17 protein-coding genes and 1 pseudogene are annotated in these 18845 nt (G+C 47.5%); 14 read left to right on the top strand and 4 right to left on the bottom strand.

All coding sequences use genetic code 11. The features are described from left to right. Nucleotides 1–161: 161 nt before the first annotated feature. Both PTW35_RS25170 and PTW35_RS25165 read left to right on the top strand, forming a co-directional pair. On the top strand, nucleotides 162–1496 hold the full coding sequence (locus PTW35_RS25170; protein ID WP_281027964.1) for a hypothetical protein: 1335 nt from the start codon (nucleotides 162–164) through the stop codon (nucleotides 1494–1496). Between the two features lie 291 nt (nucleotides 1497–1787). Then, nucleotides 1788–2135 (top strand): annotated as a pseudogene (locus PTW35_RS25165) (DUF3332 family protein); the annotation flags it as partial. A gap of 157 nt (nucleotides 2136–2292) precedes the next feature. Here PTW35_RS25165 and PTW35_RS25160 read toward each other — a convergent pair. After that, nucleotides 2293–3033, bottom strand: coding sequence for a helix-turn-helix transcriptional regulator (locus tag PTW35_RS25160; RefSeq protein ID WP_281027963.1), 741 nt, complete (start codon nucleotides 3031–3033; stop codon nucleotides 2293–2295). 444 nt (nucleotides 3034–3477) lie between these two features. Between PTW35_RS25160 and PTW35_RS25155 the strand changes: the two genes are divergently transcribed. The 4 genes from PTW35_RS25155 (at nucleotide 3478) to PTW35_RS25140 (ending at nucleotide 7707) form a co-directional block, all read left to right on the top strand. Beyond that, a complete protein-coding gene (locus PTW35_RS25155; RefSeq protein ID WP_281027962.1) occupies nucleotides 3478–4176 on the top strand; it encodes a glutathione S-transferase family protein in 699 nt (232 codons plus the stop codon). A 121-nt stretch (nucleotides 4177–4297) separates the two neighbouring features. Next, on the top strand, nucleotides 4298–4840 hold the full coding sequence (sigZ, locus tag PTW35_RS25150) for an RNA polymerase sigma factor SigZ (RefSeq protein WP_281029148.1): 543 nt from the start codon (nucleotides 4298–4300) through the stop codon (nucleotides 4838–4840). Nucleotides 4841–5264: 424 nt separating this feature from the next. After that, nucleotides 5265–6314, top strand: a complete 1050-nt coding sequence (locus PTW35_RS25145) for a phosphotransferase (RefSeq protein WP_281027961.1) — start codon at nucleotides 5265–5267, stop codon at nucleotides 6312–6314. Between the two features lie 145 nt (nucleotides 6315–6459). Then, nucleotides 6460–7707 carry an alpha/beta hydrolase gene (locus tag PTW35_RS25140; protein WP_281027960.1) on the top strand — a complete coding sequence of 416 codons (1248 nt, stop codon included), beginning with the start codon at nucleotides 6460–6462 and terminating at the stop codon, nucleotides 7705–7707. 13 nt (nucleotides 7708–7720) lie between these two features. Here the strand turns inward: PTW35_RS25140 and puuE are convergent, their stop codons facing one another. Genes puuE through PTW35_RS25125 form a run of 3 tightly spaced genes read right to left on the bottom strand, consistent with a single transcriptional unit; the run spans nucleotide 7721 to nucleotide 10124 of the window. Continuing rightward, nucleotides 7721–8620, bottom strand: coding sequence for an allantoinase PuuE (gene puuE, locus PTW35_RS25135; protein WP_281029146.1), 900 nt, complete (start codon nucleotides 8618–8620; stop codon nucleotides 7721–7723). A 57-nt stretch (nucleotides 8621–8677) separates the two neighbouring features. Further along, the gene (locus PTW35_RS25130) at nucleotides 8678–9433 is read right to left on the bottom strand and encodes an aspartate/glutamate racemase family protein (RefSeq protein WP_281027959.1); all 756 of its coding nucleotides are present in this window, start codon (nucleotides 9431–9433) and stop codon (nucleotides 8678–8680) included. Between the two features lie 31 nt (nucleotides 9434–9464). Then, nucleotides 9465–10124: a GntR family transcriptional regulator gene (locus PTW35_RS25125; RefSeq protein ID WP_281027958.1), complete on the bottom strand. Its 660-nt coding sequence runs from the start codon at nucleotides 10122–10124 to the stop codon at nucleotides 9465–9467. Between the two features lie 275 nt (nucleotides 10125–10399). Between PTW35_RS25125 and PTW35_RS25120 the strand changes: the two genes are divergently transcribed. From PTW35_RS25120 to PTW35_RS25085, 8 genes are all read left to right on the top strand, one after another. Next, nucleotides 10400–11857, top strand: coding sequence for an NCS1 family nucleobase:cation symporter-1 (locus PTW35_RS25120; protein WP_281027957.1), 1458 nt, complete (start codon nucleotides 10400–10402; stop codon nucleotides 11855–11857). A gap of 93 nt (nucleotides 11858–11950) precedes the next feature. Then, nucleotides 11951–12736, top strand: a complete 786-nt coding sequence (locus PTW35_RS25115; protein WP_281027956.1) for a transporter substrate-binding domain-containing protein — start codon at nucleotides 11951–11953, stop codon at nucleotides 12734–12736. A gap of 9 nt (nucleotides 12737–12745) precedes the next feature. After that, entirely contained in the window at nucleotides 12746–13426 is a 681-nt protein-coding gene (locus PTW35_RS25110) for an amino acid ABC transporter permease (RefSeq protein WP_281027955.1), read from the top strand. Next, the gene (locus tag PTW35_RS25105; protein WP_281027954.1) at nucleotides 13426–14076 is read left to right on the top strand and encodes an amino acid ABC transporter permease; all 651 of its coding nucleotides are present in this window, start codon (nucleotides 13426–13428) and stop codon (nucleotides 14074–14076) included. Before PTW35_RS25110 ends, PTW35_RS25105 begins: the two co-directional genes overlap by 1 nt. After that, nucleotides 14063–14791 (top strand): amino acid ABC transporter ATP-binding protein, encoded by a 729-nt coding sequence (locus tag PTW35_RS25100; RefSeq protein WP_281027953.1) that lies wholly within the window; start codon nucleotides 14063–14065, stop codon nucleotides 14789–14791. Before PTW35_RS25105 ends, PTW35_RS25100 begins: the two co-directional genes overlap by 14 nt. 8 nt (nucleotides 14792–14799) lie before the next feature. After that, the gene (locus PTW35_RS25095) at nucleotides 14800–16044 is read left to right on the top strand and encodes an amidase (RefSeq protein WP_281027952.1); all 1245 of its coding nucleotides are present in this window, start codon (nucleotides 14800–14802) and stop codon (nucleotides 16042–16044) included. Further along, a complete protein-coding gene (locus tag PTW35_RS25090) occupies nucleotides 16026–17597 on the top strand; it encodes a gamma-glutamyltransferase (protein WP_281027951.1) in 1572 nt (523 codons plus the stop codon). The genes PTW35_RS25095 and PTW35_RS25090 overlap by 19 nt, the downstream gene beginning before the upstream one ends. Next, nucleotides 17597–18838, top strand: a complete 1242-nt coding sequence (locus tag PTW35_RS25085) for an alanine--glyoxylate aminotransferase family protein (protein WP_281027950.1) — start codon at nucleotides 17597–17599, stop codon at nucleotides 18836–18838. Before PTW35_RS25090 ends, PTW35_RS25085 begins: the two co-directional genes overlap by 1 nt. The last annotated feature ends 7 nt before the right edge of the window (nucleotides 18839–18845 follow it).

Here is an 18845-nt window from a genome sequence, read left to right as displayed (position 1 = left end):
TTTGTTTGCATTGCGCTAAATATCAAACCAAGATCTCATTATATATTTAAAGTTCAAATTTGATATATGAAATGTATATATATTAAGGCATAATTATGTAGGTTAAAAAATCATACATACTTAATTGTTATCCACTTTGTTAATTTAAATAAAGGTCCCCTATGTTTAGGAAAACCCTCTTATCTGCAGCATTGCTGTCGTCAAGCTTTTATGCATTTTCTTCAGATGTAACAATAAAAGAACTATCTGTAAACCAACAGCTTATACCGTATGGTTTTGAACAGGAATTTCAAAATAACTTAGACTTTTTCCTTGATGGTGTCGGTGTCGATCAAAAAGCCAAAGTGCCTTACGATACTATTTTTGTCCGGGATGGCGTTGTCGATCCTCAATATTATGTCAACACGACAGAAATTGGCTTCTATTTGAATATTCTGGTAGAGGCTCATAAAGATGGTAACAATCATGCGTTGAATCGTATTATTGAAACGCTGGATGTACTGCTGGAGACACCAACCTGGAATGGTTTGTATTACTGGCCATATGATATTGTAGGCGGTAAGTTGCAACCAACTGAAGAAGGTATAGTTCCTGCTGTTGATAATGCCAACCTTGCTTTTTCCCTTGCGGGAGTTGCTGGCGCTTATCTCGAGCCAAAGAACAATCGTGAAAAAGAAGTTGTTAAAAAGGTTGAAGAAATTATCGCTCGTCAGGTGGAAGGGTGGTACAAAATCTACGATCAGGAAAGAGGGTTGTTATATGCTGGCTGGTCAGCAAAAGATAATGCGCCACTTGGTTATTATATTGACCGTAAGGCCAACGAAAGCCGCTTAGCACCTGTTTGGGCCCATCTGGTAACAAAGGGATCTGAAAAGGAAGTTCCTAAAACAGCATTTACTGATATGGAACTCTATACCGGAAACTACACGATTGATGAGCGAAATTATTATCCAATGCTGACTTGGGATGGGGCATATTTCCAAGGGATGCTACCTTCAGTTTTATTGAATGAGCGAAATTTGATTCCAGATTATTCTATTATTGAAGATATGACAAAAATGCAGAAGATGCATTCTGAGAAGCACAATATTCCATTTGTTTCTTCGGCTGCGACAACCGACGATGGTTATGCTGCTTTTGGCATCAATGATATCTCGGAAGCTTATGTTCGCTTTGGCCATGAAAGCCCTGGTGAAAAAACGGGTACACCGCACGCCACGGCACTATCTTATATGGTAAATCCATGGGATGCAGTGAACTTGCTTAAGACAATAAAAGAGCAGCACCCAAATATTGAATCGCCGTACGGCTGGTACGACTCTGTGGATACTGACGGTAAGATCTCAACCAAGATACTTTCTTTGGATCAAGGCATGATGATTGGCTCTTTCTTGTCTCCAAGCATCAACGAGAAGGTTGATAATTACCTTAAGCATAAAGGTTACTATGAGCACGTCGTTAAAATGTATGAATCGTTTACTCCAAATGAAGAGTAATTGATTGAAATGAAAAGCCTTGCTAATGCAAGGCTTTTTTATGCTTATATTTGAGTGTTTTAAATTTATAATGATAATGCTGCTTCGTGGGGATGTGTCACTAGTTGATTTTCCTTAACATTCTTGAATGTTGATACTTGTACAGGTCATTTTACGACAACCAAAATCATTTTTATAAAGTTGTTAACCTTATACCAATAATTGCCTTATGGGGTAGACGAACTTATCCGGGAGGATATCATTCCCTCCGTCGAAAACCCCCTCCTTTTTATACTATTTATTTTTACTATGATGACTAATAAAATTTTTAAACGATGTGTAATTGCAGGTGTCGCTTCCGTATTGTTGAGCGGATGTGTTGGTAGTAACGTAGCGACCAATAAGTTGATGGAATATAACGTAAAAGCCGTTGATAATCGCTATGCTCGAGGTGGTTTAAATATCGCAATGTCACCTTTGTATGCGGTCACTGTTGGGGCTGATTACCTAGTACTTAACTCGCTCGAGTTTTGGACGGGTGAGAATCCTGTAAGCGGTCAGGCTCATATCTTCGATACTGAGACTGATACGTGGTTGGACATCAATAACAGCATTGATGAGTCACTGCATACTGCGCCTGTTAAAATCAGTTCATCAGAATAGATATAGGCTAATTATTTAAATTAAAGATAGTACTGATGGTTAGTACTCATGTTTTAAAATCGGGAATAATATATTTTCACAGTTTTAAAACTCATAATAATAAAGCAAAACGGTACTCTTAGGCTTGCCTCTGCGTATAACGCAGAGGCATTTTTTATAACCTCTGCTGCAAATATTGTTTTGGGGTCAGGTTGAGGTGCTTTTTCATGGCTCGCGAAAAATTGGAGGGGTCGGAGTAGCGCATTTTTTCTGCAACACTCTGAATACTATAACCTTGGTTTAGCAGCTGAATCGATTTGTGGATTTTCTTTTTATTGACATAGTCTCGAAATGTAGTGCCATTTTGTAACAACACACGCTGTAGCGTCCTTTCAGAAACACCAAAGAGATGGGCTATAAATTCGATACTGAAAGACTCGTATTCCCAGAAGTTATCAATCATCCCGGTAAGTCTTGTCATGGCATCTTCTCTTTTTTTATTTAAGGTGCTTATCGGGAGCGCGAGTTGTTCGATATCAAGTCGCAAAGGCACGTAATTCTTTCTTGCACCATAGATGACTTTTTGGTCTTTAGTCTGCCCGACAATTTTGGCTTTGGGGAGACATTGGTGATGAAAAGCCAAGTAATTGGGTTGCCATTGACTTCCTAGTCGTTTCTTTAGTTGGTTGATGATGAAAAAGGTCGTGAATTCATTGGCATGCCCATAACTGCGGTTGGTTTCCGCCAATGAACTGGAATGGCAGATACGCAGTTCATTACTCTCATATTCCAACCATAGTTGTAAATGTGAGCCCTGCAGGTGCCTTTGAGATATCAATATATTAAGAAAGCTGCTCAGATCATCGGCTTGGAGTAACTGGTTCTGCAAGTTTGGGTGAAGTATTTCCTCATCCATGTACTGGGCTGCGTAGAAACCAATATCATTGTGGTTGGTTGACCGAGCTACAGAATCTATGAGTATGCCGAAAAGGTGTGATGGGAGGTAAAGGGACGGGTTTACCAAAGTCTTTTTATCAATGCTGAAATGGTTTAGAAACTTTGAGGGATCATGACCATGCTCATCGAGGATCCTGAGAAATGGGGTGCTAAGGGCTGCGCGGCAAACGGGTAATGATCTCATGAGCCATTGGGGTGATAAATGATGAATTAACAGTATGCCAAATCACCTTGAAGATAACTGAATGGTGCATGCTTATTCACAGCGGCAGGTATTGAAAGGGTCACTTGCGAGCGTGGGTGGCAATGGGCAACATTTTTTTCAGTTCATTTTTGTCTTTTCGTCGTCTTTTCCTGGTGGTGCCCGTCTTACGGGTATACAAACTATCAAAGAGTGTTCGACATGCTTAAAGTTGTTAGCTTCAAAATCTGTCCGTTTGTCCAGCGTGTGACTGCAGCCTTGGCGGCCCGCAATATTCCTTACGAGATTGAATTCATTAGCCTCAAGGACAAGCCCCAGTGGTTTTTGGATATCTCCCCGAATGGCCAAGCCCCTTTGCTTATCACCGATTCAGGTACGGCTCTGTTCGAATCTGATGCGATCATTGAATACATTGAGGATCAGTATGGCCCGCTAGAGACAGGGGTGACCCACGAACAACGCGCGCTGGACAGAGCCTGGGGTTACCTGGGTGCTAAGAATTACATGACCCAGTGTGGCACCATGAGCAGCAAAAACGAGGCAACCTTTGAGCAGCGTAACGAAAAATTTGTTACCGCCTTTACCAAGGTGGAGAAACAGTTGTCGGGTCAATCGCGCTTCTTTAAATCGGATAGCATCAGCAATGTTGATATTGCTTGGCTGCCATTGCTGCATCGAGCCCACATCATCAAACAGCATACAGGCTATGATTTCTTGTGTGGCTTACCGAAAACGAAGGCATGGCAGCAGGCGGTTATGGCATCTGGGTTGGTCGAGCAAACTGTCGCTGAGGATTTCGAGCAGCACTTCACCAACTTTTATCTGTCAGATAATCACCTGAAAATAGGTAATGAGCTGCAGAATAGCGCAACATGTGCCATAAGTAGTTGTTGCGGCTAACGTTTAGTCTTATCTTAATTTACTATTTAGAAAGGTTATGGGGATGCCCATAACCTTTTTGCGTTGGAGATCAGCTGTGCTGGAGAAAGAAATGCCTGAGAGTGTGTTGCCGGAAAGTACAATTCGTATTGAGGATGTGTGGCAGCAATACCAGACAAGCCTGAAACGATTTTTGCAATCGAACGTATCGTGCCCGGATGATGTGGATGATCTGCTGCAGGACATTCTGATCAAAACTTACCAGCAGATCGGTACGGTTAAAGACAAGAACAAGCTGAAATCTTGGCTGTTTCAATTGGCCAATAACACCATTATCGACTTCTACCGTAAACGGGCACGAAGCAAAGATGTTACCGAAGACGAGCTTTGGTATACCGAAGGCGGCGAGAGTATTCACCGTCAGCTCTCGCACTGTATCTTGCCGTTTATCCAAGCTCTGCCTGAAGAAGATGCGCAATTGCTTAATGCGATTGAACTCAATGGCACCTCGCAAAAAGACTACGCCGAACAGCATGGAATGAAATACTCGACGTTGAAGTCTCGGGTGCAGAAAAGCCGTGAAAAGCTCAACTGTTTGTTTAATGAATGCTGCGAGGTGAAGGTCGATAGTCATGGTAATATTATCGACTTCGAAGAAAGGAAGAAGTGTAGGAATGAATGCTAGATCCTAGATCCTAGTGCCTAGAACCTGGGAAGAGCGGATCCTGGATCCTAGGTCCTGGGAAAAGAATAAGAGCTAAAGAGCTTATAAAAGCTGTACGTATTCTAGGATCTGCATGCAGAACCTAGAACCTAGGAAAGCGGATCCTAGGAAAAGAAGGTCTTAGTCCCTAGGAAGAGCATAAGCTAGAGCTTGCTAGTTAATATGTGTATAACGATTACTGCTTGCAGAACCCAGAACCCAGAACCCAGAACCCAGAACCCAGAACCCAGAACCCAGAACCCAGAACCCAGAACCCAGAACCCAGAACCCAGAACCCAGAACCCAAAACCCAGAACCCAGAACCCAGAACCCAGAACCCAGAACCCAGAACCCAGAACCTAAGGCTAGGAACTAGTATCCAGGATCTAAAAACCTGCTGTTAATTATGAATATCCCTATAAATATCATTGATAAAGTCGCCCAATCACTTGGTGCCGAAGGTGTCATTAGCGTTGAGCATATCCAAAGCCTTTGGAGTGGCTATGGCGAACTGGTAAGGCTGCATTTGGCTGGGGGAAATGTGCCTTCGGTGATTGTGAAATATATCCTGCTGCCAAGCTCCGAAGCGCAGTCACCTGATCATCCCAGAGGATGGAACACTTCGCGCTCTCACCAGCGCAAATTGGACTCTTACCAAGTCGAAGTGAATTGGTACCGACACTATGCCAATCGTTGTCAGGCCCCGGTGCCCCAGTGTTTGCTGGTGGAGCAGCATGGCAATGAAACATTGCTGGTGCTGGAAGATTTGGCTGTAGCGGGATATAGCCAAGTACATAAACATATCGAGCAGCCTTCTGTTCTAGCCTGTTTACGCTGGCTGGCCCAGTTCCATGCCCAGTACATGGTTCATGCCCAGTTCATGACTCAAGGTAAGGCATCCAGTACCCATACTCAAGGGCTTTGGCAGACAGGTACTTACTGGCATTTGGCCACCCGTCCGGACGAGTTGGCTGCGCTTGAAGACCAAGCCCTTAAAGTCGCTGCTGAGCGTTTAGATAACACACTAGCGCAGAGTCGTTACCAGACACTGGTGCATGGTGATGCCAAGTTGGCTAATTTCTGTTTTACGCCAGAGGGCTGTGAAGTGGCTGCCGTCGATTTCCAGTATGTTGGTGGCGGCTGTGGCATGAAAGATGTCTGCCTGTTCCTGAGCAGTGTGCTTGATTTTAACGATAGTGTGGCCAATAACGAAGCTAACGTGCAAGGCTATTTAGATCAGTACTTTGCTGCGCTGAAGCAGGCATTGCATGAATACCAGCCAGAGATAGACGGCAACGATGTTGAGCAGCAATGGCGACCAATGTACTGCGTCGCGTGGGCTGATTTCCAAAGGTTTATGAAAGGCTGGTGCCCGGATCATTGGAAGATCAATCCTTATACCGAACAACTTACTGAAGCCGCGCTGAAATGGTTGGCAAAATCGGCAAAACAATAACTTTTTGCAGGAAGTTGCCCTGTTTTCATTATCTAGGTTCATATTTCTAGATTATTTCCTCACTATAAGCTCGGTGGCTTATGTTTGTGCACATGAGCTGACCCCACGCGTTTCTCTCCTATAATTACGCGAAATGGAGTTCTTAGTGGATACCCAAGCATCGACAAAGCGGTTCAAGCATTTTCACGCATCGGATCTTAGAGGGATCGGGCAGCTCGTAACCCTAGCGACAATAAGTACCACTCGGATCGCCGAAGGGGTACACCAGTCAGTCTGGCGTACGATGGGCGTGCCGGGTGGATCAACCCCGGACAGAACGCGGGGGCTGACAGGGTTTGTATACCGGAATATTTATACAGTGACCGAGTTTGTGGGGAGTGGTATTGATAAACTTCTTGAAAAACAACAACCCTGGCTTGAGTCTTTCGATGAAGGTAAACCGGAAACACTGGAGCGAATTTCAGTGCTGTCAGCCCTTAATGGGGTAATGGGGGATCGGTTAGTGGAGCAAAAGAATCAATTTGCGATCCCAATGGCGTTTTATCACCAGCAAGAGCCACTGAATTTAGATCAATTACATTCTGCCGATATGCCCAAAGCGTCAACGAAAGTACTGCTGATGATCCATGGGCTATGCATGAATGATCGTCTCTGGCGAGGGGAGCATGACGGGGTCGACGTCGATCATGGCCAGCATTTGTCTTCCTCGCTGGGCTATACCCCTGTTTATCTTCGTTATAATACCGGTCTACATACCTCACAAAACGGCAGGCAGCTATCTGATCTGCTTGAGCAGTTTGTCAAAAACTGGCCAACACCGATAGAAGAGCTGTCTATTGTTGCCCATAGTATGGGCGGGTTAGTGGCAAGAAGTGCTGTATATTATGGCCAGGAACAGGCAATGGCGTGGCCCGACACGCTGAAAAACCTCGTATTTTTGGGGACGCCTCATCATGGTGCGCCTTTAGAGCGGATAGGTAACAAGTTAGGCGTTATCCTGAGTAAAACGCCATACACCGCCCCTTTCAATCTACTCAGCAATTTGCGTAGCTCAGGAATCACCGATCTACGCTACGGCAATGTGATCGATGAAGATTGGCAAGGTGTCGATCGTTTTCATAATAAACCCGATGAGCGTGTTGGCGTATCGTTACCAAAGGGCATTAATTGCTTTGCTGTTGCCGCCACTGCAGCATCAAAAAGAAGCGTGCTGGCGGAGCGATTGATTGGTGATGGTCTAGTGCCACTTAATAGTGCTTTGGGCTATCACTCGGTTGACGAGCGTCACCTTATGTTTGCCGAGTCATCCCAAAAAGTGTTTTATGAAATGAACCATAACCAGTTATTGAGCGACCCGCAGGTCACCCAGCAACTTGAAAAATGGTTGCGCTAAGAGATAGCTGGCTTTACTTTCCATCAGCAGGGTGATGGGCTATCCAATGTTTGGCGATATCGCTACGGGTGGTCACCCAGATATCGTCAAACCCGTTGATGTAATCGAGGAACTTTTTGAGCGCCTGAATCCGCCCAGGTTTACCCAAAATCCGGCAATGCATGCCAATCGACATCATCTTCGGTGCGGTTTCCCCTTCTTCGTACAAGCAATCAAATGTGTCTTTCAAATACTGGTAGAACTCTTCGCCATGGCTAAAGCCGTAAGGTGAGGAAAAGCGCATGTCGTTGACATCTAGGGTATAGGGCACCACCAGGTGTGGCTTTTGGCCCGTTGGGGTATCAAGGGTTGTCCAGAATGGCAAGTCATCCCCATAGTAGTCAGAGTCGAACAGGATAGATGGGTGCTCTGCGAGTAATTGGCGGGTATGCTTTGAGTCCCGGCCGGTATACCAACCGACAACGGGCTTGCCCAGTATATCTTCCAAACGGGTTAGTGCCTGTGCCATGTGCTCCCGCTCTTCGTCAACCGGCATATTTTGGTGGTGGATCCACTTCAGGCCATGGCATACCACGTCATAGCCATTGTCGATAATAGCCTGGGTTACCGCCGGGTTGCGTTCAAGCGCGGTGGTGATGGCGAAAATCGTCAGTGGGAGCTGGCGCTTTTCGAACTCGTTGAATATGCGCCACACCCCGCTGCGAGAGCCATATTCGTACAGGGACTCTATGCTCATATGGCGGTCAGGGTAGGCTTCCGCCCCGGCGATTTCAGACAAGAATGTCTCAGAGTGGGTGTCCCCATGAAGAATACAGTTCTCCCCACCTTCCTCGAAATTCAGCACAAATTGCACAGCAAGTTTAGCATTATTGGGCCAGTTCGCGTGTGGCGGCTTACCTGCATATCCGGCCATATCACGGGGTTTGAGGGTAGCATTTTGCGATAAAAGTGCATCATCGTTGTTCATGGGTTAGTCCTCCTTGCCTGCAACTGCCGACCAATGCTGGTAGCGACCCGTGAAAGGTTTGGCAGGTGGCGGGGCATAGGTTGCAACCTTTGATGTTGATAAGGATAGCCGATGGAGGGATTCTGCTAGGCTGACGGCTGCAGTGACACCATCGATAACCGGCACACCTAGTTCACTCTGCAAGTCTGATACAAGGTCTGACATACCCGCGCAGCCGAGTACGATGGCTTCTGCGCCATCATAGTGAAGGGTTTCCCGGCAAGCAGCTAACAGTTGCTGGAAGGTCGCATTGTCAGTTTGCTCCAAGGCCATAACAGGCAACTCGATAGCTCGGATAGCACAACAACGTTCCGCTAGGCCATAGCGTTGCAATAAATGCTCAGCCGTTGGAATAGTTCGCGCAAGGGTTGTGACAACAGAAAATTGGTGGGCGACTAGGCTGGCTGTATGAAAGGCAGCCTGCGCAATACCAAGCACCGGTGACTCGGTGAGCTCTTTGGCTGCATCTAGGGCAGGATCGCCAAAGCAAGCGACAATATAGGCATCTGGCTTGTTTGGCTCTTGCTCACACTCTTTGATCACGTCCAGTAACCCGGCTGAAGCCAATACTTCATCTCGGGCACATTCGATGGTCTCGGGGCCATGCTGTGGTGAGCAGGCGGTAATTTGGGTGGTTGGCAGGGCAATATGCTCGGCACATAGGGCGATTTTATCTGTCATTCCCTGGCAAGTATTGGGGTTGATAAGCTGGATCCGCATCCGTGGGCTCCTAATAAATAAAAATTTGGGTCTAATGAAAAAGGGTTTCGAAATCGACAGGCTTATTGTCATTGTCGAATTGAAGGCTATCTTGTATCACTTCTAGGTGGTGCTTCATCCATATCGTGGCGGCCTGCACTTCGCCCTTGTCTAGCAGTGCAATTAATTCTATATGGCTGCCGCAATCACAACCGACACTGTGTCTTGTGCCGAATACGGCAATGATCAATGAGGATCGAAAAGCTAGCTGTTCGACAAACTGGGTTAGAGTGTCGTTATTTGCGACCTTGGCCAATTCAATGTGGAACAAGGCGGTATATTTGATAGCGGCGGCAAAATCATTGTTTTCTTTGGCTTTGTCCTCTTGCTCAATAACCTTGCGTAAGGCCTCTGCATGGTGTGGCTGCCAATGTCTGGCAATTGTCGGGATCAACCCCGTCTCGACCAAAATGCGGCTTTCAAAGACCTCTTGCGCCTCAGTCGCTGAGGGCGTCCTGACTTCTGCCCCTTTATTCGGCTGGATGGTAATGAAATTTTCTATTGCCAGCTGTTGCAGAACCTTGCGGATCGCTGTTCGGCTGACCTTGAATCGTTCGGCCAGTTTATCTTCCGGCAAGCGAACGCCTGGCTCTAATTGCTGGGCAACTATCGCATCACGTATTTTGAGATAAATAGCATCGTATTGAATCATGGTTATCAGTCCATAAAACCCAGTAAATACAATATAACGTTGAAGTGTATACAATTAGCTTAATTTAATTTTCACAATAAAAGCAAATAAACAAATAGAAAATGCGATACGAATGTTTTAGCGCGCTAATAAGGGGCAAGCTTGCATCATGTTGATGCAGCTAATACCTTGGTTTTACTTATGATGACCCTTTGTTCCTTTGTTTTAAACGATTTCCAATGTTGGCATGATGATTGTATACATTGATTGTATACGATTGTGATAGGGAGATTATTATGGATAAGGAAATTAAAGGGGTTACAGTCAGTCCCAGATTGATTAATGATGATCTGGCACCGGAAAAAGAGCAGAAATGGGGTTGGTACAGTATTTTTGCTTTTTGGATGTCAGATGTTCATTCCGTTGGTGGCTATGTATTTGCAGCCAGTTTATTTGCATTGGGTCTAGCCAGTTGGCAAGTTTTTGTTTGTTTGATTTTAGGTATTTCGATAGTCCAATATTTTGCCAATTTAATGGGTAAACCGGGACAAAAAGCAGGTGTTCCATTTCCGGTTGTTTGCCGAATGTCATTTGGCGTGCTGGGGGCGAATATTCCAGCGGTAATTCGCGGGTTAATTGCTGTGGTTTGGTATGGTATTCAAACCTTCTTAGCTTCCAGTGCCTTTATTGTTCTTATCCTTTATTTTGCACCGGAATATGGACGTTATACCGAAGGCTCATTTTTAGGCTTATCGCCATTGGGTTGGTTTGGTTTTGTCTTTATGTGGATCACTCAGGCGATGGTCTTCATGTTCGGCATGGGTGCAATCCGTAAATTGATTGATTGGTCGGGCCCAGCTATTTATTTGGCTATGACGTTGCTGACCGTTTGGATGGTCTACAAAGCGGGCTGGCAGAACATTGATTTCAACCTAAGTGAGTCATCACTTACGGGTTGGGACGCATTCACTCAAATGGCTGTCGCAACAGCACTGGTTGCGGGTTACTTTGCAGGCCCTACCTTGAATTTCAGTGACTTCTCTCGTTACTGCACCTCTTATAAAGCGTTGAAGTTTGGTAACTTCCTTGGTCTGCCGATTAACTTTGTTCTGTTCTCGCTATTCAGTGTCATTATTGTCGCCGCGTCTATGCCGGTATTTGGTGAAATCATTACTGACCCAATCGAAACCGTTCACCGCCTAGATAATGGCTTGGTGATTATTCTCGGTGCCTTTACCTTTATTCTGGCAACGATAGGTATCAATATCGTGGCAAACTTTGTTGCCCCGGCCTTTGACTTCTCTAATGTTTCACCACAGAAAATAAGCTTTAAAACAGGTGGTTTTATTGCTGCGGTTGGCTCGGTATTAATTACGCCTTGGAATTTGTTCAACAACCCAGAAGTTATTCACTATACGGTTGATGTTCTGGCTGCAGTTATTGGCCCACTATACGGCATTATTATTATTGATTACTTCAAAATCAGAAAACAAGAAATTGATATTTCTGCTTTATATACCGAAGACAAAACAAGCCGTTATTGGTATCAGGGTGGAGTAAACAAACACGCGGTGTATGCGTTGGTTCCTTCAACGGTAGCGGCACTGTTCTCCTCGTTTATTGTGGTTGAATTGGCGAATTTCTCACTCTTTATTGGCGGTATTTTAGGTGCTGTTAGCTATTGGTTCTTGATGAGCTACGAGTGGCAGTTGAATGTAAAAAAGCGCAATTATGTAAGCATGAATGAAGCGTGATAATAAGAAAATAATATCTACAAATTACTCCAGAAATAACCTGTTGGCTGGAATGGAAAGTTAAGTATCAATGAACGTAAAAAGGAAATAGCTATGTTCAAGAAAGCGTTAGTCGGCGTTGTCAGCCTGTTATTGTGTTTTACTTCTATTATTGCCAGTGCAACACAACTCGAAGATATAAAGAAAAGCGGCGTGCTGAAAGTCGCCGTACCGCAGGACTTCCCTCCTTTTGGTTTTGTTAGCCGTGATATGAGCTTGCAAGGCTACGATATTGATATGGCCGAGTATATTGCCAAGTCGATGGGGGTGCGATTGGAGTTGGTGCCGGTGACCAGTGCCAACCGTGTGCCTTACCTGCAAACCCGCAAAGTGGATTTGATCATCTCTAGCCTTGGTAAAAATGCCGAACGCCAGCGGGCAATTGATTTCAGTGAAGCTTATGCGCCGTTCTTCCTTGGCGTGTTCGGTAAGGAAGGGGTTGAAGTTAGTTCGGTAGAAGGTTTGTCAGGCCTGGTGGTCGGGGTGACCCGTGGCTCGGTAGAAGATATTGAGTTGAGCAATTTGGCTGGAAAAGATGTCACTATCCGCCGATTTGAAGATAACAACACCACCATTTCGGCTTATGTCTCGGGTCAGGTTGATTTGATTGCAACCGGCAATGTGATTGCCAGTGAAATTGCCACCAAGTTCCCTAAGCGCCATCCGGAAACCAAGTTTTCTATCAAGAACTCGCCATGTTTTATCGGCGTTCGTAAAGGCCAAGAAGCGTTGCTGAGCGAAGTTAATGGTCTTATCAAGCAAGCCCATACAGAAGGCAAGCTCAATGATATGTCTGTGAACTGGCTTAAAGCGCCATTGCCAACTGATCTAGCATCATAAGAGGTGGCAATGGATTACCAACTCGATTTTTCAGGGCTTTCGCCGTATTACGGTGATTTGATTCAGGGGATCTGGCTGACCGTGCAGTTAGCCATTGTCACCACGGTGCTGGGTGTCGGTGTGGGTATCCTCGGGGCGGCGGTTCGTATCCGCCCCGCAGGGATGCTTAAGCGTGTTGTCGGCGCTTACGTCGAAGTGGTGCGCAACACCCCCTTTATTGTTCAGCTCTTTTTTATCTTTTTCGGTCTACCGGCTATCGGGATGAAATTATCCGCTTGGGAAGCCGGGATGATTGCCATGGTGGTTAACCTTGGCGCCTACAGCACCGAGATCCTGCGGGCCGGTATTGAGGCAATTCCAAAAGGGCAGTGGGAAGCGGCTAAAACCCTTGGGCTAAAACCTGTGCAGGTATTTGTTCGGGTGATCTTGCCGCAAGCCTTCCACCGGATTTCACCGGCGCTGATCAGCCAGTGCATCATCGTGATGCTGGGCTCATCCGTGCTGTCACAGATTTCAGTCGAAGAGCTTACCTTTACCGCTAACTTTATTCAGTCACGTAACTTTTTGAGCTTTGAATCTTATTTGGTGACGGCGGCAATTTATCTTGGGCTGGCATTGGTCATGCGTTGGACGCTGGTGCAAATCAGCAACAAGTTATTTAAGACCCATGTGATGGGGAGGGTAGCTTGATGGTTGAATTTACTGACTGGGATATCTTCCGCAACCTGGCGCTTGCAGCAAGATGGACAGTGCTGCTCTCAATTATTGCTTTTATCGGCGGCGGTATGGTCGCAGGGATCATGCTGATGTTACGCATGACCAAGAATGTCCTGCTGGTGGGCTTGGTTCGGGTGTATACCGAGGTGTTCCAAGGTACCCCTCTTCTAATGCAGCTGTTCTTGGCTTTCTTTGGCCTTTCATTGTTGGGCATTGATTTGGGGGCATGGACTGCTGCCAGTTTGGCGTTGACCTTATTTACCAGTGCCTATCTTTGTGAAATCTGGCGCGGCTGCATCGATTCCCTGCCTAAGGGGCAATGGGAGGCAAGCCGTACATTGGGGTTGAATTACTTCCAAACCATGCGCTATGTGATTGTGCCGCAATCTATTCGTGTTGCGACCGCACCGACAGTCGGCTTTTCGGTTCAGGTTGTTAAAAACACAGCGTTGGCTTCGATTATCGGGTTTGTCGAGCTCACCAAAGCAGGAACCATGCTTAACAACGCGACTTTCGAGCCATTTAAAGTGTTTGCCCTAGTGGCTCTGTTCTACTTCGCGATTTGTTACCCACTTACCCGTTACAGCAAATATTTAGAAAGGAAGCTCAATGTCGCTGGTTAGTATCGATCAAGTACATAAATTCTATGGTGAGAACCATGTCCTTAAAGGCGTAGATCTCAAGGTAAAGGCCGGTGAAGTGGTATCCATCATCGGTAAATCGGGCTCAGGCAAGAGCACGCTGCTGCGCTGTATCAATGGTCTTGAGAATTATCAGGAAGGGGCGATTGTTGTTGCCAACCAGGCAGTGACTGACGACGAATACCAACTACGTCAGCTAAGCCGCAAAGTTGGCATGATCTTCCAGGGGTTCAACCTGTTTCCGCACATGACGGCAGGCGAGAACGTGATGCTGGCACCCAAGTTGGTATTAGGTAAAAGCCCTGAAGAGTGCCGTGAGTTAGCCATGGCGATGCTGGAGAAGGTCGGCATGGCTGAGAAGTTTGACCAGTACCCGACCAGTATGTCTGGTGGCCAGCAGCAGCGGGTGGCGATTGCCCGCTCGCTGGCCATGGCACCGAGTGTATTGCTTTGCGATGAAATTACCTCTGCGCTCGACCCTGAGTTAGTCGGTGAAGTGCTCAAGGTACTCGAAGATCTGGCCAAGGATGGCATGACCTTGGTTCTTGTGACCCACGAGATGAATTTCGCCCGAGATGTCGGTGACAGGGTGGTGTTTATGCACCAGGGCAAGGTATGGGAAACCGGCGAGAGTGAAGCAGTATTTGCCAACCCTCAAACGCCTGAACTGCAGCAGTTCTTATCGTCAGTGTTGTAGGAGGCGTGATGGATCAAAGCGTTTATTGCAGCCAAGGACCAAGTGTTTTACCACCGCTTGCTTCCCATGGGGTGTTGCAGGGCTGCGAGTTTGTTTTCAAAGACTTGTTTGATGTTGAAGGGTATATCACCGGGGCGGGAAACCCAGCTTGGCTGGCAACCCATCAACCTTCCAAGCAAACATCGCCGCTGATTTTGAGCTTGTTGGCTAGCGGGGCGAAATGTGTCGGAAGGGTACAGACCGATGAACTGGCCTACAGCCTCAATGGCCAAAATACCCATTATGGCACCCCTGTTAATCCAGTAGCCCCACAGTGTTTGCCGGGAGGCTCATCCAGCGGCTCGGCGGTTGCTGTTGCCCGAGGTGATGCCCATTTTGCCCTGGGGACTGACACCGGTGGCTCTATCAGGGTACCAGCAAGTTACTGCGGATTATTCGGGTTGCGCCCGACCCACGGCGCGTTGTCATTGGATCATGCCTTTGCTCTAGCGACCTGTTTTGACACCGCAGGGATACTCGCTCGTGACATTTCTGTGCTGGATAAAGTCGCCCACACCTTGCTTCCGGATCTGGAAAGTCCGGATGCCATTGATGAAAAAACAGTATTTAGCATAGCGATAGACCGCGGCTTGTTTGATCTTGTTGATCAGCCTGTGGCAGACGAGATCCAGTCGATATTAGACAAGCTCGAAGACGGGGACCGCGATCAATGTTACGCCAGCATGCTAGAGAAATGCTACGTGACAACCGGTCAGCTGGCTGAGTGGTTTCGACTGATCCAAGGCCGCAGCCTCATCGATGAGCACAACGACTGGTTGATGTCTCATAAAAACACACTGGGTGACAGCATTGCCGAACGGGTTGAGATGGCGTTTGCCATTACCGACCAGCAATACAGTGAAGCGCTAGAGCAAGCCTTAGTGTTCAAGCAGCGCTTTTTGGAGGAGCTAAAGCGGGTAGGTGGTTGGTTGTTGATCCCGACGACACCTGGCCTACCTCCGCTGCGTAATGCGAGCCCGGAAAGCTTGGTGACTTACCGCCAAACCTTATTGGGTTTTACCGCGATAGCAGGATTATGTGGCTTGCCTCAATTGCACTTGCCATTGGGGATGTTGGATAGCAAGCCATACGGGGTGTCATTGCTGGGTTTGCCGGGTTCTGATCTGGCACTGATTAATCAAGGGAAACGAATGATAGCTTGCTTCGGCAGTGAGAGAAACACTAAGGAGGGTGTATGGGTCAGCAAGGAGTGAGCTTTACCGCGCCACATTTTAAAGCGGCGCAAGCGGGTCAGGCGGTGCTAGAAGCAGGCGGGACTGCCTGTGAGGCGATGGTAGCAGCAGCTGCAGCTGTAGCGGTTTACTACCCGCACATGAATGGCCTGGGTGGAGATAGTTTTTGGTTGGTTGCAAAAGCGGGACAAGAACCAATCACGATAGATGCGTGTGGCCGTAGCGCGGTAGGAATTGATGCCACTTATTGTCAGCAGGCCGAACAGTCTGGTTTGCCTAACTCAGGTGTGTGGGCGGCGCTGACTATGGCTGGAACGGTTTCAGGTTGGCAAAAAGCGTTGGCAATAGACAACTCGGGGACGTCACTGCTTGATTTGTTCCAAGCAGCAATTGAAGGCGCAGAGTCTGGCATTGAGGTAACACAAAGCCTGGCTGCTGCGAGCCGTAAAACATTTGAATCCCATAAAGGTAATTCATCTTTTGCTGCTACTTTCTTGCCTCACGGCCGACCTCTTGAGGCGGGTGAGAGGGTGACTAATCCAGCGTTGGCTAATACCTTCCGCCGACTTGCTGATGCGGGATTGGGTGACTTTTACCACGGCCAATTGGCAGAGCTGATGGCGGAGGACTTGGCTGCTGCAGGCAGTGTGTTGTCTCTGGCCGACTTTCACCAGCACAAGGCGGAGTATGTTGCGCCTCTGTCTGTGAATATCTCAAAAGGGCGCCTTTATAATATGGGTGCGCCGACCCAAGGTGTCGCTTCCTTGTTGATTTTGGCCATTTACGATTTGCTGGCTGAAACGGCGACCTCTGACATTGACCACATGCATTTGTTGGTGGAAGCGACCAAAAAAGCGTTTCAGATCCGTAATCGAGTGGTGACGGATCCTCAAAGCTTGTCAAAGCCGCTGACTGATTATCTCCAGGGTGAGCAGATTGCCAATTTAGCTGCTGATGTTTCTCTAGACACTGCTGCCCCATGGCCTGAGCAAGCAGTTCCCGGTGATACCGTATGGATGGGAGCGGTTGATCAATATGGCACCATGGTGAGCTTTATCCAGAGTGTGTACTGGGAATTTGGTTCGGGCGTAATGTTGCCGCAAACCGGTATTGTCTGGAATAACCGCGGTGTATCCTTCAGTACCGATCCGGCTCATCATAACGCACTGGCAGCGGCCAAGAAGCCTTTCCATACCTTAAATCCAGCTTACGCAGAGCTTAATGATGGCAGCAGGATGGTTTACGGCACCATGGGCGGTGAAGGGCAGCCTCAAACCCAAGCCTGCCTGTTTAGCCGGTACCACTACCAAGACGATAGCTTAGCGCAGTCTATTGCCAAGCCCCGTTGGTTGTTGGGCCGAACTTGGGGCGACGACAATCACCACCTGCGCTTAGAACAATCACTTTATCAACAAGCCTCAGACGAGTTAATCGGAAGAGGCCACCAACTTGCTTGTGTCGATGATCTCTCAGAGCTGATGGGCCATGCCGGCGCTATTGTGTGCCAGCCTGATGGCCAGATTGAAGCAGCCACCGACCCACGCAGTGACGGACAGTTTTTTATAAGGAAGTAATGATGACAAACCCAATTTTCGAGACCTTGAACCCACCACAGCGTTTGTTGATGGGGCCTGGTCCAATCAATGCGTATCCGCGAGTTCTGCAGGCTATGTCCAATCAATTGATTGGTCAATACGATCCTGTGATGACCGGTTACATGCAGCAAGTCCAGCAGCTTTATCGTGGGGTCTTTAATACCACGAATGAAGCCACGTTATTGATCGACGGTACTGCGCGTGCCGGGATCGAAGCGGTATTGGTTTCTGCTTTGAAGCCGGGTGACAAGGTGCTTATTCCTGTCATCGGTCGATTTGGTCACTTGCTGTGTGAAATTGCCCACCGGGTTGGTGCAGAGATTCGGACTATCGATGTGGAATGGGGTGAGGTGTGCGATCCGGAATTGGTCGAAAAAGAAATAAAGTTGTTCCAGCCTAAGCTTTTGGCAACAGTACAAGGTGATACTTCTACCACGATGAATCAGCCGTTAGCTGAAATCGGTGAGATATGCCGCCGCCATGGTGTGCTGTTCTATTGCGATGCGACCGCGTCAGTGGGTGGTAATGCGTTGAAGGTCGATGAATGGCAGTTGGATGCGGTCTCTGTCGGCTTGCAAAAATGCCTGGGCGGACCGTCAGGTAGCGCCCCAATCACGCTGAGCGATGGCTTTGTCAGCGAGATCAGCAAACGCTGCCATATCGAGCTGGGTTTGCGAACCGAGCAGCACAGTGCGGGTAGCGAACCGATGATCCGCTCAAACTATTTTGATCTGCCTATGATCCTTGACTATTGGGGCGAAGAGCGACTGAACCACCATACCGAAGCGACCACTATGCTCTATGCTGCCCGAGAGTGTGCCCGCCTGTTTTTGGAAGAAGGTGAAGAGGCAGTGCTTGCTCGCCATGAAGTGGCAGGTCAGGCGATGGCGCTTGGTTTGCAAGCGATGGGACTGAAATTGTTCGGTAACCAGACATATAAAATGAGCAATGTGGTTGGCGTTTACATCCCTCAACACCTTGATGGTGAAGCGGTTCGTGGTGAGTTACTGAACCTGTTTGGTATCGAGATCGGTACTTCATTTGGCCCATTGCATGGCAAAATCTGGCGTATCGGAACCATGGGTTATAACGCCCGGCAAGACGCGGTGTTGTCGACACTGGCAGCGTTGGAGGCGGTTTTGGTCAAACACAAAGCCGCAATCAATACCGGTGTGGGTGTCCAGACGGCAATGGCATGCTACGCAGCACTTGAAAAGTAGGGGGGCG

This window comes from Photobacterium sp. DA100 (assembly GCF_029223585.1).
Taxonomy (GTDB): domain Bacteria; phylum Pseudomonadota; class Gammaproteobacteria; order Enterobacterales; family Vibrionaceae; genus Photobacterium.
Note: the sequence above shows the minus strand (reverse complement) of the source record. Positions and strands in the feature narration are given on the sequence as shown.